Here is a 16,505-nt window from a genome sequence, read left to right as displayed (position 1 = left end):
GTATGCTGAGTAGAACCGCCGCAGATCTGTATTGGATGTCGCGCTACCTGGAACGCGCAGAGAACCTGGCGCGCATGCTGGAGGTCAGCTATTCGCTGTCGCTGATGCCCCAGGCCGGGCGCAGTGATGGCCTCGATGAACTGGCGATGTCGCTGCTCAGCAGTGGCACCCTGGACAACTACCTGGAGCGCCATCAACAACTGGACGCCGAGCGCATGCTGCACTTTTTCGCCCTCGACGAAGAAAACCCGGCCAGTATCTACAACTGCCTGCGCGCCGCCCGGGGCAATGCCCATGCGGTACGTGGGCGGATCACCGCCGACATGTGGGAAAACCTCAACGCCACCTGGCTGGAAATGCGCAGCATCGCCGCCGGCGGACTGGCCCGCCATGGCATCAGCCACTTCTGTGACTGGGTCAAGCAGCGTTCGCATCTGTTCCGGGGGGCCACGTCCGGCACCATCATGCGCAACGATGCCTATCGTTTTATCCGCCTGGGCACCTTTGTCGAGCGCGCCGACAACACCTTGCGCCTGCTGGATGCGCGTTACGAGATGTTCGGCGAGGAGTCCGAAGAAGTCAGCGACCTGTCCGCCCGCGGCTACTACCAGTGGAGCGCCCTGCTGCGTGCCTTGTCGTCGTTCGAGGCCTACACCGAGCTGTACCCCAATGCACTGAATGCGCGTTCGGTGTCGGAGTTGCTGCTGCTGCGCAGCGATGTGCCGCGCTCATTGCATGCGTGTATCGAGGAGTTGAGCCATATCCTCGCCGACCTGCCGGGCAGCTACGGCCGCACGGCCCAGCGCCTGGCGGCGGAGTTTGAAGCGCGGCTGCGCTACACAGGTATCGATGAGATTCTCGAAGAAGGCCTGCACAGCCGGCTGACCGAGTTTATCGACACCGTGCGCGAACTGGCGCGGGCGATCCACAGCTCCTACCTGGAGGTGGTGTAAACCCCCACATCCCCCCAGCCTGACAGCCGTGCGCGTTCTCCTGTGGGAGCTGGCTTGCCGGCGATGGCGGCAGGTCAGCCAATAGATTTATCGACTGATACACCGCCATCGCGGGCAAACCCGCTCCCACAGGCGCGATGTTTGTTCCAGGCATATAACTGTCAGTTTGGATCATTGATCCCATCTCGCGGCTGCTCTTATGGTTGCCAGACACTCATAAGAACAGGTACAGACCATGTCCGAAGCTCTGCAATTATCCAGCCCGGCCGCCCATACCCTAAAGCGCTGGCACACCATGCTGGCCACTGCCGACCTCAAAGCCCTGCCCGAACTGCTGGCGCCAGACGCCGTGTTTCGCTCGCCCATGGCGCATACCCCCTACCCCGGCGCACCCGTGGTGTCGATGATTCTCAACACTGTGTTTACCGTGTTTGAAGACTTCCAGTACCACCGCGAACTGGCCAGCGCCGACGGCCACAACGTGGTGCTGGAGTTCAGCGCGCGGGTGGGCGACAAGCAGCTCAAGGGTATCGACCTGATCCGCTTCAACGAACAGGGGCAAATCATCGAGTTTGAAGTGATGGTCCGCCCCTTGAGCGGGCTACAGGCCCTGGGTGAAGAAATGGGCCGGCGCCTGGCGCCGTTCCTGGCCAAGGCCAAGGGCTGACCTTCAGCGCCCGAGGAACTCCAGCAGCCGGGCGTTGACCTGCGCGCCCTGCTCCACCTGGATCCAGTGCCCGCAGTTGGCCAGTACCTGCTGTTGCAACTGCGGCACCACCTGGGGCATGCGCTTGAGCGTATGCGCCTCAAACACTCCCACAGGGTCACGGTCGCCGATCAGGAACAACGTCGGTTGCAGCACCTGCCGGCCCGCCAGGAACTCCGTGCGCTGCCAGTTGCGCTCAAAGTTGCGGTACCAGTTCAACGGCCCGCGAAAGCCCTTGGCGAAGGTTTGTACATAGATATCCAGGTCGTGCTGGCTGCACCAGGCCGGCAAGGCGCCCGGCAGCGCGACACCCTCGAGCAAAGTGGCGGTGGCCGGTTTTTGCTGCAGGAATACATCCTGGTCCTGCATAAACAGGCGCAAGCTGCGCTCGATATCCGCCTCCAGTTCCTGTTCAGCCACGCCGGGCTCCTGGAAATACAGGATGTAGTTGAACCGCTCGGCATACAGCTCACGCATGATCTCGATCACCGGCCTGCGGGAACGACCGGCGAAGGGCACCGACATCGTGACCAGGGCGCTGATGCGCTGCGGCTCCAGCAAGGCCAGGTGCCAGGCCACTACCGCGCCCCAGTCATGGCCGACCATCACCACCCGGTGATGCCCGAACAGGTCCATGGCACCCTGGATATCCGCGCACAGAGTCAGCAGGTCGTAGTCGGCAATGGCTGCGGGGGCGCTGCTGTGCCCGTAGCCGCGCATCTGCGGCACGAACACGCGATAGCCAGCAGCAGTCAGCGCCGGTATCTGCTGGCGCCAGGAGTGCCAGCACTCGGGAAAGCCGTGGAGCAGCCACACCGGCGGGCCGCTCTCGGGGCCGGCGATGTGCAGGCACAATTGAATACCGTTGACCTGGATCGTCTGTTGTTCGATAGCACTCATCGCACCGCTCCATCAGGGGACTGCTGCAGACTGCCCCAGCGATACGGCCTGCGCCAGCATCATTGATGGGGCAAATACCTCAGGTCACCGACCACCAGCGCGGCAACAGTGGCCGCACCTTGGGTTCGGCAAAACGGTCATCGATCAGCATCACTACCCCTTGGTCCTGCTGGGTGCGAATCACCCGGCCGGCCGCCTGTACCACCTTCTGGATCCCGGGATACAGGTAGGTGTAGTCGTACCCCGCACCGAAGATCGCACCCATGCGCAGCTTCATTTGCTCGTTGACCGGATTGAGTTGCGCCAGGCCCAGGGTGGCGATAAAAGCCCCGATCAGGCGCGCGCCCGGCAAGTCGATACCCTCACCGAACGCCCCGCCCAGCACGGCGAACCCCACGCCCTGGCTGTGCTGGGTGAACTGGTCAAGGAACGCCTGGCGTTCGGCCTCGGCCATGCCCCGCGATTGATGCCAGGTTGGGATCGACGGATGCCGCTCGGCCAACAATTGCGCCACTTGCTGCTGGTAATCGAAGCTGCTGAAAAACGCCAGGTAGTTGCCCGGCGTGCGTTCAAACTGCTCGGCGATCACTGCGACGATGGGCGCCAGGGACGCCTGGCGATGCACAAAACGCGTGGAGATGCGGTCGATGATGCGCACCTGCAACTGTGCGGCATCGAAGGGCGATTCCACGTCGACCCACGCGGTATCCGCCGGCAGGCCCAGCAGGTCGGCGTAGTAATGCCGGGGGCTGAGGGTCGCGGAAAACAGCACGCTGCTGCGGGCGGCCGTCAAGCGTGGCCGGATAAACTCGGCCGGCACCACATTACGCAGGCTCAAGCGCGAGAAGCGACGCTTGGCCAGTGGATCGCGCTGGCTGATATCAAAAATAAACTGCTCGTTGAACAGCTCCGCCACCTTGGCGAACTGCAAGGCCTCGAAGTAAAAGCCTTGCAGTTCGCCCGTGAGCGCCTGCGGGTGATCGTTGAAATACTCGCCCATGGCGCTGGTGCACAGGGCCAAGGCCTGCAACAGCTTGTCCGGTTTGCTCGGATAGGCCTGATACACCGTGACCTGCTCTTTGTGCAGCGCGTTCCATTCACGGTTGAGCCGCTGCAACGGTTTGCGCAACGGCTCGGGGGCGCTGTCGCGCACGGTCTTCAGGGCAAATTGATCGAGGTCGGCGCTGTACATCGCGCGGCCCCGCTCCACCAGGTTATGGGCTTCGTCCACCAGCACCGCGACCCGCCATTGGTTGAGCTGGGCCAGGCCAAACAGCATCGCGCCAAAATCGAAGTAATAGTTGTAGTCGGCGACGACCATGTCGCACCAGCGCGCCATTTCCTGGCTCAGGTAATACGGGCACACCCCATGGGCCAGTGCCACTTCGCGCAAATGGCGCTGGTCCAGCAGCCGCACCTGGGCTACCGCCTCGCGCGCGGCGGGCAGGCGATCGTAAAAGCCCTTGGCGAGCGGGCAGGAATCGCCATGACAGGCCTTGTCCAGGTGCTCGCAGGCTTTGTCCCGCGCCACCAACTCCAGCACGTGCAACGGCAGGTCGGCACTTGCGTGCAGTATCTGCACCGCGTCCAGCGCCAGTTTGCGGCCAGGGGTCTTGGCCGTGAGAAAGAACAGCTTGTCCAACTGCTGCGGCGCCATGGCCTTGAGCACCGGGAACACCGTGCCAATGGTTTTACCGATGCCCGTGGGCGCCTGCGCCATCAGGCAGCGTCCGGTGCTGACGGCCTTGTACACCGACTCGGCGAGGGTCCGCTGGCCCAGGCGAAAGCCCGCGTGGGGAAAGGCCAGGGCCTTGGTCGCGGTATCGCGGGCCAGGCGCCGCTGTGCCTGTTGCTCGGCCCAGTCGAGAAACAACCCACACTGGCGATTGAAGAACGTCTCCAGCTCATCAACCGCACACACCTGGCGGATCACGGTTTCGCGCTCGCTGACGATATCGAAATACACCAGCGCCAGCTCGATCTCAGGTATCCCCAGCTTGCAGCACATCAGCCAGCCATAGACCTTGGCCTGGGCCCAGTGCAGTTGCCGGTGGTTGGCCGGTTGCGCATCCAGGTCGCCACGGTAGGTCTTGACCTCTTCCAGCACATTGCGATCCGGATCATAGCCATCAGCGCGGCCGCGCACGGTCAACTGTTGGTAGAGACCTTCCAGGGCCACTTCACTCTGGTAGTGCGCACTGCGTCGGGAGGCCACGGTGCGATGGCCGAGCATGCCTTCCTGGGCACTGGGCGAGGGGGTAAACCGCAGATCGAGGTCACCCACCTTGGCCGTGAACTCGCACAGTGCCCGTACGGCAACGGTGTAGCTCACGCGCCCTGCTCCGCCCAGCGTACATAACACACGGTGACCGGCATCTGGTGTTCGCTACAGAACTCCAGCCAGCGCAATTGGTTGTCCTGCAGGCGGTCGCCCGGGCCTTTGACTTCGATCATGCGATAGGTTTTTTGCGCCGGCCAGAACTGGATCAGGTCCGGCATCCCGGCGCGATTGGCGCGGATATCCAACAACAACCGGTCGAACCAGTGCCGCAGGTGCGCGGCGGGCAGGCAATCGAGCGCCTGCTCGAGCAGCTCTTCGCTCAACACATTCCAAAATACAAAGGGCGACTGGATCCCCCACTTTTCGACGTAGCGCTGGCGGATCGTGGTTTTGTAGCGCTCGTCGTGCAGTTGGTCCAGGCACGCGGCAAATAGCTCGGCGCGGCGCTGCTGGAAGTCCTCACTGTGCAAATCCACCGGCCCGCGCTGGAACGGGTGAAAGAACGAGCCGGGCAACGGCGCGAAGATCGCCGGCCAGCACAACAGCCCGAATAGCGAGTTGACCAGGGTGTTCTCCACGTAGTGCACCGGCCCCTCTTCATCTCCCAGATGCGCCTGCACGCAGAACTCCACGGCCGCCAACGGTTGCGGGAACGGCAGTTCCAGGTCCAGGCGCTGGATCACCTGGGGTTTGGGCTTGGGCAACGCCGGCTCGCCCAGCTTGCGCCGCAACCGCGGCAAAACCCGCAACAGGTGCTGCTGCTCGGCCGCGCTTTGTGGCGCGGCCTGGGCCTCCAGCGCCAGGGCCATGGCCTGGGCGAAATCCTCCTGGCGCTCCAGTACGCGGATCAGCCGTGCACGAGCGCCGGGGTAGGCACAATCGCGGTAGATCACCTCGGCCAGGGCCAGTTCGGCGAGCCGCTCGCAATGCTGGCCAACCTGGAACAGCAGCTTGGCCCGACGTTTTTCCAGCCAGGGGTTATCGGTGGCCAGGGTGGCAATCTGCGCCAGCACAGCCTCCAACGGTTCGCCCGCCTCGAACGCCTGCTGGCATTGGTGCAGGAACAGCAGGCCAGATATATCGTCACGGTGGCGCAGGCCCCGAGACTCGGCGCAGAACTCGACCTTTTCGTAGGTGTAGATCCCCAGGTCCGCCAAGACAAACTCCGACCAGTCCTGGTACAGGTTGCCGAAGAACATCAGGCGCAGGCGCTCACATAAATCCATCACCGTGAGGCTGTACAGGCGCTCGTCCAGCTGCGGGGACCACTGCGCAAACGTACGCGGCTCGGTGAACTGGCTGGACAGGCTGGGCAGCCAATCGGACTTCTTGCCCCTGGGCTGCTCGATCCATGGCTTGAACGCTTGCAGTACCTCGCCTTTTTGCAACTGCCCCCACAGCTCATCAAGCGACAGCAGGCCTTGCTCGCTGACCCAACCGTGGGCCAGCAACGGCTGCACGGCCACGTCAACCGGGCCGATCTCGCCGTAGTTGAGCTTGCTCGCCCGAAAATGCACGCCCTTGCGCATCACCATCCGCACCAGCAACGCCTGGGCCGGTTGCGGCAACTGGGCGAACTGCGCCATGAAGCGCTGCTCCTGTTCGTCCAGCACATCGGCATAGCGCTGGCCCAGCCAGTCGAGCACTTGCCGGAAGTTATGCAGGTAGTAGAACGGGTCTTCGAGGGGATTGGACATGACGGGCACTTGGACAAACACTGGTTATGCATACAGAGTGCCGTCCCAAGGCTTGCGTTGCAATGGCTAATAGATCAGTGGCGCACGCAACTTTTTGCATAAAAGTGATCAGATGGGGGTGGATCCGCGTAACATTTGTTGCCCGCAGCCGTTGAGCACGGGGTTTTCGAAGGATGAGAGTAAGGGTTATGAACATGAAGAACTGGGGCCTGCCGCTGGCCGTACTGACGTTTCTGGCATTGGCCGGTTGCTCGACGCCGACCGTCGTGACCTTGCAGAACGGTACTCAGTACCTGACCACAGACACGCCGAATGCCAAGACACCCGATGGTTTCTACGAATTCACCGATATCGCCGGCAAGCGCGTACGGGTCAAGGCGGCGGATGTCGCAACCGTGCACAAGGAAGACTGACCGCATAACCGTAGGAGCCGGCTAGCCGGCTCCTACGGGTTGTTTCAGGTGATGACGAACGCCTCTGCCGACAGGCTGCCAAGCCCGACCCCCACCAACGTCACCGAGTTATCGCCAAACGTCAGCAACGTATCGCTGCCCACCGCCTTGGCATGGTCGAGGTAGTTGTACTGCCCGTCCACCCCCGCCACGCCCATGAACACCAACTTGTCTGTCGACTGGTAGCCCAGGATCCGGTCCTGGCCAAAGTCGCCGTCGAACAGGAAGGTATTACGCCCGCCGCCCGCCTCCAGCAGGTCATTGCCAGCCCCGCCGACCAGCACATCGTTGCCTTTGCCGCCGATCAGATGGTCATTGCCGTCCAGGCCAAACAACCACTGCCCGCCATCGCCGGCCTTGAGCACATTGGCTCCGGCATCGCCCTTGAGCGACGCCGCGTAGGCCGTCAGGTCGCGGCCCGCCAGCAGGCCGTTGTCGGTCACGCTGTGGGTCACCTCCTTGCTGAACAGCAACAGATAGCTTTCCTTGCTCACTATCGCGCCCATGTCACGGGTCATGCTGATGCCGCCTTGGCCGTCGCGGACATACAGGGTGCCTGCACCGTCGTTGGCCACCTCGACGTTTTTCAGTGACTGCTGCAGGTCCAGGGTGTTGAACCCCTTGCCGCCCAACATGATGTTGTAGCCACCGCCATCACGGAAAGTATCGTTGCCTTCGCGGCCTTCCAGGTAGTCGTTGCCCCGGCCGCCCTGGATCAGGTCATTGCCGTCGCTGCCGATGATGAACGTGCTGCCCTTGTGCGCTTCGGCATTGCGGTTGAGGTCTTGCACCCAGGTAGTGGCGCGCGCCGGGTCCGACAGGTTGGCGACGATGATTGTCGAATCACGGCTGGTCAGGTCATAGAACTTGGATTCAAGGATGCGGCTCATGCCGTCGCCATAACCGGTGGGTAAATGGGAGATCCATGTCGGCAGGTTGAGGATGGAAAACGGCAGGATGTTCCACAGTGTCGAGGCGTAGTGGTCGTTGAAGCTGACGATGTTATCGGCGCTGGATTCGTGGGGTTTATCGTGGGCCCAAAGCGAGGACCCCGTGAACGAGGAGCCGTCGAGGGCCCGATAGACCGGGTCGTTTTCGTAGCCGATGTTCAGCACCTTGTCGCCGCTGCTCTGGGTCGGCGAGGCATAGGCCACGTAGTTGGCGTCCTGGTAGAACCCCGCCCAGTTGTCGTTGCTCAAGTCCGCCATGCTGTTGACTGCCAGGCCACCGAGGCTATGGCCGCTGACCACCACATCCTGGCCGCTGAGCCCCTGTGCGCTGGCATACGCGGCGACTTTGCCAAGCAAGCTGCCAAACGCTTGGCCCGCGTAGTTTTTCGCATAGTCCGCAGGGCCGAACGCTGCCAGCAAGTCACTGATCACATCGCCGATGGAATCAAGGATCAGGTTTTCCCTGGGGCCCGAAGTCCCACGGAAGGCGATGCCGATTTCCAGCAGTTTGCCGGCGTCATCGTACTTGCCCAGGACCTCGACCTGGGCGCTGGTATAACCGGCTTTTTCGCCAAAGAACGTGCCCCGGGCGTCGACCTTGCCGCCATACTCAAGGGTGCTGGCGCTGATGGGCGTCCAGCCGGCCTTTTGCACGGCGTCGAGGGCGGCCTTTTCCGAGTCGGGGTTCCACGGGATCCCGGGAATCACGCCTTGGGAGTGGGTGCTGCCAATCAAGGCCTGCACCAGGGTGGCCGGCAAACCCAGGCCCAAGCCGTGCTGCTGGTACCCCACGGCAAAGCCGTTATCCAGGTTGTGGTAGGAATACAAGGTGATCGCCATGGCATCGGCGAACAGTGCTTTGGAGTCCTCGGTAGTAAGGTTTTTGTAGTCATAGACACCCATGGTATTGCCTCTCTTTTGTTGGAATTGTCGAGAAAGCCAAAACAGTTGGAATGCTGTAACGGTGGGAGCAAACCTGCTCCCACCGTTTGGAGCTGCGGTGTTTAGAAGGCCCAGTCGAGGCTCAAGCCCACGCCGTGGATTTTCTCCTTGCTGGCCAGCAGGCCGTTGTAGTCGAAGTTCACCCGCGCATCCTTGGTCAGCGCCAGGCTGGCGCGCGCGCCGACCAAGGCCGCGTCGCGCACCATCGGCGAGCTTTCCACGGCAAACGCGGTACTGCCTGAAGCAAACGCCAGGTGGCGCTCGGAATCGGTGGTGCTGAGGTTGTGCTGCCAGCCCAGGGTGCCGGAAACGTCCAACGCCTGATGGTCGCTGAGGTTGAAGGTCTTCAACGCCCGCACGCCGAGGGTGCTGAGCACCAGGTCGCGGGTGTCATCGCCGCCCTTGAGCGCTGCTGCATCGCCTTTCTCGCTGAAGCCGTCGCTGTCCAGATGCACATAGGCCAGGTTGGCGAACGGCTCCAGCGCCAGCGGTTGCAGGTTCAGGCGATAAGCCGCTTCGGTGAAGAGCTGGGTGCTACGAGCATCAACCTTGGCTTTCTGCTTGCCGGCGACTTCGCCGTATTGCAGCTCACGTTTCACATCAGCGCGGTGCCAGCTGTAGGTCGCCCCGCCGCTCAGGCGCCAGGCGCCGATGTCGTGACCGGCATAGGCGCCAAAGTGGTAGCTGTCCACCGATGCCCGCGAATGGGTGCCATCGCCCATGTTCAGCGAGGTATCGCTGTAACCGGCGACCAGGCCCAGGCGTGTGTCTTCGTCCAGCGCACCGTCCACACCCGCCAGCAGGCCGCCGATGGAGGTGGTGTAGCCCGCCGTCTCGCTGGCGCTGTCGGTTTTACCCCAGGCGCCAAGGGCCTTGACCCAGACGTTGCCACGCGTGTCGATGGTTTGTGGCGAGGTGCCCATTTCACCCTGTTGCAGGCGCTCGCCCACCGCTTCACGCAGGTAGCGGTTGTCATTGACCAGCGCGGTTTCCAGGGCCGGGTAGATTTCCCCCGACAACTGTTGGAACGCCCCTTGCGCCGAGGCCGCACTCGGTGCCAGCAGCAGGCTTTCATACACCCCGTTACCCGCGCCCAGTTGCTCGGCCGCCACCGCCACCGCGCGTTGGTTATCGGTCGTCGCGACGCTGGCGAAGCTGTTGGCCGTGCGCGCAACATCCAACTGCACGCCGTTGGCGCCGTAGTTCAGGTTGCCGCCGACAAACAGGTAGTTGGGCAGTACCGAGGCAAAGCTGCCGGTAATTCCCCCGGCCGCCTGCAGGATGTTGTACTGGCGACCGATCAGGCTTTGCGCCTCGGGCTGGCTGAGCAAGGTCGGGCTGTTTTCCAGGGCCAGGGTCACGGTGCCGCCGTTGAGGGTGGCCTTGCCACCGGCGACGATGCGGTCGCTGCTGGTAGTGGACAGCTCCACCGCATAGGTAGAACCCGCGTCGAAGTTGACATCCCCAGCCACGTTCAAGGTGCCGATGGAGTTACCCGGCGCGACCGTACCGCCGCTTTTCGCGTGCAGCGCGCCGATGCTGCCGGAGCCGCCCAACACCCCGCTGTTACTCACCGTGACCTGCGATGCCAGCGAGCCATTGACCGCCAACAGGCCCTGATTGACCAGGGTTGGCCCGCTGTAGGTGTTGTTGCCGGTCAGCACCAGCGTCCCAATGCCCTGCTTGGTCAAGCCGCCGTGACCGGCAATGTCATTGCTCCACACATCCCGCCCGCAGTGCACATCGTCACACACGCGCTGGGTGGGCTTGCCGGCGTCAACTACCGCCCCAACCCCCGGCAAGTCCGCAACAAACTGGCCGCTGCCATAGCCACCGTCGATACGGAACTCGGCCGGGATATCCTCGGCGGTGATAAACATTCCCGGTCCGCTGACCGCCTTGCCCAGGTTGATCATGCCCCAGCCATACAGTGCGTCGATGCCCGGTGCGCCAAGGTCGGTGGCGGTGGTCTTGAGCAGCGTGGAAATCTGCTCGCCGCTCATGTACGGGAAACGCTCCATCAACACGGCGGCGGCGCCTGCCACATGGGGCGCAGCCATGGAGGTGCCGTTTTTGTTGTTCCAGCCCAGGGTCATGTTATCGACCGTGGTGCCCACCATCACCGAGCTGTAGATCGCCGTGCCTGGGGCAGACACGCAGAAGCTGGCGGCATAGCCACAGCGCGACGAGAAGGTGCTGATCACATAGGGGTTGGGGCTGTTGGCATCCGGGTTGCGTTGCAATGCGGCCACCGACAGCCAATTGGGCGCGATCTCGGGCACAAAATACGCCAGGCCGGAGATCGCATCGGGGTTGTTCAGGTTGTAGTCGTTGCCGGCTGCGAAGATCGTCAGCACCCCGCTGCGCGCCGCGTTGATCGCCCCGGTATAAGCCCCGCCTGGTGCGGTGCCCAACAGCGGCTTGATCTGGTCGAACTGCGCCTGCGCATCGCTGAGAGCAAAATGGGGGAACGCCGGGTCCTTGCCGCCCTTGGCAAACTGATCGCCAATGCCGATGCCCCAGCTGTTATTGATGATGCGTGCGCCGTTGGCCACCAGGCTGTCCCAACCGGCCTGGTACACCGCACCGTCGTTACCCAGGATGATCCCGTCTTCGGGGCCGGGGTCGCCGTTCTCGGCGCTGAGGATCTGTGCGTTGTAGGCCACGCCGTGCATCGGCCCGCCGTTACGGTCGCCGGCGGCAATGCCCCCGACATGGGTGCCGTGGTCGCCCAGCTTGCCGTTGGAACCCAGGGACGGTGTGCCGTCGTAGCGGAACGGGTCACCGGCCTTCACCGGGATATACGGGTCGGTGTACTGGCGGATCCCTTCAGTGACCAGGGTCTGTACCTTGCCCGGGCTGGAAAACTCAGGATGCAGGGCGTATACCGGCTGGTCGAAAATTCCCAGCTTCACGCCCTTGCCGCTGTAACCGGCGGCATATGCCACATCGGCATTGACTGCGCCCAGGCCCCAATCGGCCTTGAACTCATTGCTGCGCCAACTGGCGACATCCCCCAGCTTGCCGGTTTCGACGTAGGGTGCGGCCTGGGCGGTACCCAGGCTGGCCAGGCAACACAGCAACGCGCCGTATGGCACGCGACTCAAGGCCTTGAGCGGGTAGCCCGGGCCTGTTGGGATGGCGGAGTGAAACCCTCGTTGTTTTGCGTTCACGGTGACCTTCCTTAGTTTCATTGCGTTTGTTGTTCTTTTTGTTGGCGCGCTTCAGAACTGCCAGTCGAGGCTCAGGCCCACGCCCTGGTTGCTCTCCTTCGCACCCAATTGGCCGCTGTAGTCGAGGTTGACCCGTGTGGTGTCGCTCAGTGCCAGGCTGGCCTTCAAGCCCACCAGCGCGGCATCGCGCTGAAGCGGTGTGCTGCGCACGGCAAACGAGGGGCCGCCTGCGACGAACGCCAGGTGTTCCTCGGATTCAACCGGCGTGAGGCTGTGCTGCCAGCCGAGCGAGCCGGAGAGTTCCAACTGCTGGCGGTCATTCAGAGGCAGGGTCTTGAGAGCGCGCAGGCCCAGGGTGCCGAGGGTCGCGTCGCGGCGATCACTGCCCCGTTGCAGGGCGGCGGCATCGCCTTTCTCATGGAAACTTTCGCTGTCCAGGTGCACATAGGCCAGGTTGGCAAACGGCTCCAGGGCCAGCGCTTGCAGGTCCAAGCGGTAGGCCGCCTCGGTGAACACCTGCAGGCTGCGCGCATCCAGCTTGGCTTTTTGCTTGGCGCTGACGTCAGCGTATTGCAGGTCGCGCTGCACATCGCCGCGATGCCAGCTGTAGGCGCCGCCCACACTCACACGCCAGTTGCCCAGCTCACGCCCGGCATAGGTGCCCAGGTGATAGCTGTCGACATCGGCCGACGCATGGGTGCCATCGCCCATGTTCAGCGAGCTGTCGCTGTAGCCCGCCATCACACCGACGCGGGTCTGTTCGTCCCACTGGCCATCGACCCCCAGCAGCATGCCGCCGATAGAGCGGGTGTAACCAGCATATTCAATGCTGCTGTCGGCCTTGCCCCAGGCGCCGAGGGCCTTGATCCACAGGTTGCTTTCGCCGGTGGCAGGCACATGGCGCAGGCGCTCACCGACGGCATCGCGCACATGGCGGCTGTCATTGATCAACATCGCGCCGACTGCCGGGTAGATCTCGCCGGACAACTGCTGGAAGGCCTGGCGGGCCACCACACTGGAGTCGGCACTCAGCACGCTTTCATACACCGGGTTGCCGGCCCCCAACTGCTCGGCTGCAGCGGCCACGGCGCGCTGATTGCGGGTCGCCGCGACGCTGGCAAAGCTTGCGTCATTGCGCGCGATAGCCAGTTGCACGCCATTGGCGCTGTAGTCGAGGTTGCCACCGAGGAACAGGTAGTTGGGCAATACCGCACCGAAACTGCCGGTGACCCCACCCGCCGCCTGCAAGATGTTGTACTGGCGACCGATCAGGCTTTGCGCCTCGGGCTGGCTGAGCAAGGTCGGGCTGTTTTCCAGGGCCAGGGTCACGGTGCCGCCGTTGAGGGTGGCCTTGCCGCCCGCGACAATGCGATCACTGCTGGCATTCGACAGCTCCACCGCATAGGTGGACCCGGCGTCGAAGCGCACATCCCCAGTCACATTCAAGGTGCCGATGGAATTGCCCGGCGCAATCACGCTGCCACTATTGGCCTGCAACGCGCCGATACGCCCGGAGCCGCCCAAGGTCCCGCCAGGGTTGACCGTGACCGCCGAGGTCAGCGCACCCTCGACCTTCAACACACCGCCATTGACCGTGGTCGGGCCGCGATAGGTACTGTCGCCGCTGAGCACCAGGCTACCGGCGCCGGACTTGATCAAACTGCCTTGGTAAATGCGCTGGGCCGCCGCCGCATCCCGGGCCATGCCCACTGCGTAGTCGGTCTGTTCCTGCTGGCTGGCGCCGACCCCCGGACCATTTCCCCAGCCCTTGTCCTGCACGGTCTGTTGCCATGCCAGGCGCTCGGCACTGTCTTCGGCCTGGCGTTGCAGCAGCGCCTTGTCGGAGATGCCATTGCTCCACACATCGCCCTGCCCGGCCGCCAGATTGACGTCCATGGCACCCAGCAACTGCCCCGGCCCATGCATCGCCCGGCCAAGGTCCGGCACGCCCCAGCCGACCTTGGCGTTCGGCGCGTCGGTCAGTGAACCGTCCAGCTGCGTGGCCGTCGTCAGCAACACCTGCAAGGCCTGCTCGTTGTTCAGGTACGGGTAGCGTTCCATCACCAGCGCCAACGCACCAGTGGCGTGGGGTGCCGACATCGAGGTGCCGGACTTGATCCCATAGCCGCCGCCAGGAACGGTGCTGTCGATCAGCGCACCCGGGGTGGCAATACACCAGTACTTGGCGATGCCGCACTGGTTGTATTTCTGGTTATTGGCCTTGTCCAGGCCGGACACCGCCAGCCAGTGGCCTTCCAGCGCCGGTTCAAAGTAAGGCAAGGCCGAGCGCACGCTGGCGTTGGCATAGCCGCTGTTGCCGGCGCTGAACACATTGATCACCCCGGCGCGGGCCACATCGGCGGCGGCGTCCAGCCAGGTGCCCTGGTTGAAGTGCTGGGCGTAGGCCGCGTGCAGGTCGCCCAGGGTCTGGTAGCTGACATCCTTGGGCTGGCTGCCCCAGCTGTTGTTGATCGCGCGCACCCCGGAATCGACCATGGCGCTGTACACCGCCTTGAAGTACTGGGGGTCGGGCGTCGGGCCAAACAGGAAGCTGTCGTTGGCATTGGTGTTGCCCACATAGATCTGCGCGTTGTAGGCCACGCCATGCATGCCGCTGCCGTCCCGCGCCGCCCCCATGGTGCCGGTGACGTGGGTGCCGTGGGAGTCGTTGTTGGGGTTCAGGGCGCCGGTAGTGGAAAACGGGCTGCCATCCACATAAGTGCCGCTGGCGGTCACCGGGTGGAAGCGCTGCGGGGAGGCTTGCGGGTGGCTGGCATCAAAGCCCGAGTCCAGCGCACCGATCTTCACCCCGGCACCGCTGATCCCCGCGGCGTAAGCCTGATCGGCCTGCATGCGCCCCAGGCCCCAGTCCCGCTGGTATTCCGTCGAGCGCCAACTGGCGGGGTCGCCCAGCTTGCCGGTCTCCACATAGGGCGCGGCCTGGGCGGTACCCAGGCTGGCCAGGCCACACAGCACGACGCAGTGATAGCTTCGTTGTTTTACGTTCACCCAGACTTCCTCTTTTTATTGTGTTTATCAGCCTGGAGGAGCGGGCGTGCCGGCGATGGCGGGCTCAACGGCCTCATCGCCGGCAAGCCGGCTCCTACAGGGTCAGCGTTGGGCCGGGCCGAAGGCTTCGTCGACCTTGGCCAGGTCGGTGTCGCGCAGGTTGCCCGCGTAGTAGTGCAATTTGGTCCAGGCCATCAAATAGTCGTAACGGGCCTGGGCCAGGTCGCGACGGGTGCTGTACAGCTGCTGTTCGGCGTTGAGGGCATCGAGGTTGACCCGCTCGCCACCCAGAATGCTTTGCTTGGTCGACACCACCAGCGCTTCGGCAGAGGCCAGGGCCTTTTGATAGGCGCGCAGTTTGCTCACCCCCGACAGGCAGGCGCTGAACTGGCGCCGCAGCTCGATCAGGGTCTCGCGGGTCTTGCCCTCCAGCTCATATTCGGCCTGCTCCATGGAGCGGCTGGCCTGGCGGGTGGACGCCGCGACGCCGCCACCGGCATACAACGGCACGCTGACTTCAATGCCGATGGTGTTGGTGTCGTAGCGCTGGTTGTAGGTGTTGCCGCTGTCGGACTCCTGCTGGCGCGAACTGGCGTACGCGGTGATGCGCGGCAAGTGCCCGGCGCGGTTGCGTTCCACCTCATAGCGCGCCACCTCCACGGCCTGGCGCTGGGAGGCCAGGGTCGGGTTGTTGGTCAGCGCCAGTTCGTGCCAGCTGTCGTAGTTGGCCGGGGCCAGGGTGAAGGCAGCAAAGTCGTGGTTCAGAGGCGCCAGGTCGGCAATATCGACGCTCTGTACGCCGAGCAGCGCCCCCAGTTCGCGCAGTGACGCATCCTGCTCGTCGAGCGCCTGGATTTCTTCGGCGGTGGCCAGTTCGTAACGGGACTCGGCCTCCAGAATATCGGTACGCGTGCCCTCGCCTTGCTGGAACAGGTGCTGGTTCTGCTGGAACTGTTGCTCGTAGGCCTTCTTTTTGGCCCGGGCGATGTCGATCTGGTCCTGGGCGAACAGTGCCTGGGTGTAATAGGTCAGCACCCGCACCAACAGCGCCTGGCTCTTGTCGCGAAAACTCTCGTCGGCAAACAGCGCCTGGGCCACGCCCTTGCGGTAGTTGGCATAGGCTTCGTAGTCGAACAGCGGCTGTTGCAGGGTGAAGGTCGAGCCGAAACTGTTGTAGTTGCGGTCGTCGTGATAGTGGCCACCACGGCCATCGGGCAGGTTGGCCTGGGAGTTGTTGCGGCCCTTGTTGTAGTTGTACGACAGCCTTGGCAACAGGCCAGCGCGGCCGATGGTGCGGTTTTCCAGGCCGGCGTCACGCTCCTTGATTGCACCGAGGAACACCGGATCATTGCGCAGCGCCTGTTCATACACATCGAACGGGCCCATGGCGGCCTGGGCGCTGCTGCACGCCATTAGCAAGGCGATGAACACTGGTTTCATGC

10 protein-coding genes are annotated in these 16,505 nt (G+C 63.5%); 3 read left to right on the top strand and 7 right to left on the bottom strand.

The window, feature by feature from the left end; all coding sequences use genetic code 11:
- The first annotated feature begins 2 nt into the window (after nt 1-2).
- A complete protein-coding gene (locus ACO77H_RS14300) occupies nt 3-953 on the top strand; it encodes an alpha-E domain-containing protein (protein WP_169951592.1) in 951 nt (316 codons plus the stop codon).
- Between the two features lie 235 nt (nt 954-1,188).
- The gene (locus ACO77H_RS14295) at nt 1,189-1,620 is read left to right on the top strand and encodes a nuclear transport factor 2 family protein (protein ID WP_170041424.1); all 432 of its coding nucleotides are present in this window, start codon (nt 1,189-1,191) and stop codon (nt 1,618-1,620) included.
- 3 nt (nt 1,621-1,623) lie between these two features.
- On the opposite strand, the gene ACO77H_RS14290 is transcribed toward ACO77H_RS14295, so the two are convergent.
- The 3 genes from ACO77H_RS14290 to ACO77H_RS14280 form a co-directional block, all read right to left on the bottom strand.
- Nucleotides 1,624-2,559: an alpha/beta fold hydrolase gene (locus ACO77H_RS14290; RefSeq protein WP_170041425.1), complete on the bottom strand. Its 936-nt coding sequence runs from the start codon at nt 2,557-2,559 to the stop codon at nt 1,624-1,626.
- A 79-nt stretch (nt 2,560-2,638) separates the two neighbouring features.
- On the bottom strand, nt 2,639-4,891 hold the full coding sequence (locus ACO77H_RS14285) for an ATP-dependent DNA helicase (protein ID WP_432754137.1): 2,253 nt from the start codon (nt 4,889-4,891) through the stop codon (nt 2,639-2,641).
- A complete protein-coding gene (locus tag ACO77H_RS14280; protein WP_432754136.1) occupies nt 4,888-6,537 on the bottom strand; it encodes a VRR-NUC domain-containing protein in 1,650 nt (549 codons plus the stop codon). The genes ACO77H_RS14285 and ACO77H_RS14280 overlap by 4 nt, the downstream gene beginning before the upstream one ends.
- 188 nt (nt 6,538-6,725) lie before the next feature.
- On the opposite strand from ACO77H_RS14280, the gene ACO77H_RS14275 reads away from it, so the two are divergent.
- Nucleotides 6,726-6,950, top strand: coding sequence for a YgdI/YgdR family lipoprotein (locus ACO77H_RS14275; RefSeq protein ID WP_432754135.1), 225 nt, complete (start codon nt 6,726-6,728; stop codon nt 6,948-6,950).
- Nucleotides 6,951-6,994: 44 nt separating this feature from the next.
- Here the strand turns inward: ACO77H_RS14275 and ACO77H_RS14270 are convergent, their stop codons facing one another.
- The 4 genes from ACO77H_RS14270 to ACO77H_RS14255 all read right to left on the bottom strand — a co-directional run bounded on the left by ACO77H_RS14270 (nt 6,995) and on the right by ACO77H_RS14255 (nt 16,503).
- Nucleotides 6,995-8,842 (bottom strand): polyurethane esterase, encoded by a 1,848-nt coding sequence (locus ACO77H_RS14270; protein ID WP_432754134.1) that lies wholly within the window; start codon nt 8,840-8,842, stop codon nt 6,995-6,997.
- A 101-nt stretch (nt 8,843-8,943) separates the two neighbouring features.
- On the bottom strand, nt 8,944-12,075 hold the full coding sequence (locus tag ACO77H_RS14265) for an autotransporter outer membrane beta-barrel domain-containing protein (RefSeq protein WP_432754133.1): 3,132 nt from the start codon (nt 12,073-12,075) through the stop codon (nt 8,944-8,946).
- A 30-nt stretch (nt 12,076-12,105) separates the two neighbouring features.
- A complete protein-coding gene (locus ACO77H_RS14260; RefSeq protein ID WP_432755755.1) occupies nt 12,106-15,030 on the bottom strand; it encodes an autotransporter domain-containing protein in 2,925 nt (974 codons plus the stop codon).
- Nucleotides 15,031-15,165: 135 nt separating this feature from the next.
- On the bottom strand, nt 15,166-16,503 hold the full coding sequence (locus ACO77H_RS14255) for a TolC family outer membrane protein (protein ID WP_169951577.1): 1,338 nt from the start codon (nt 16,501-16,503) through the stop codon (nt 15,166-15,168).
- Between the last annotated feature and the right edge of the window lie 2 nt (nt 16,504-16,505).

The sequence above is a fragment of the Pseudomonas sp. WMBT8 genome, from assembly GCF_050916005.1.
Classification (GTDB): Bacteria; Pseudomonadota; Gammaproteobacteria; order Pseudomonadales; family Pseudomonadaceae; genus Aquipseudomonas.
Note: the sequence above shows the minus strand (reverse complement) of the source record. Positions and strands in the feature narration are given on the sequence as shown.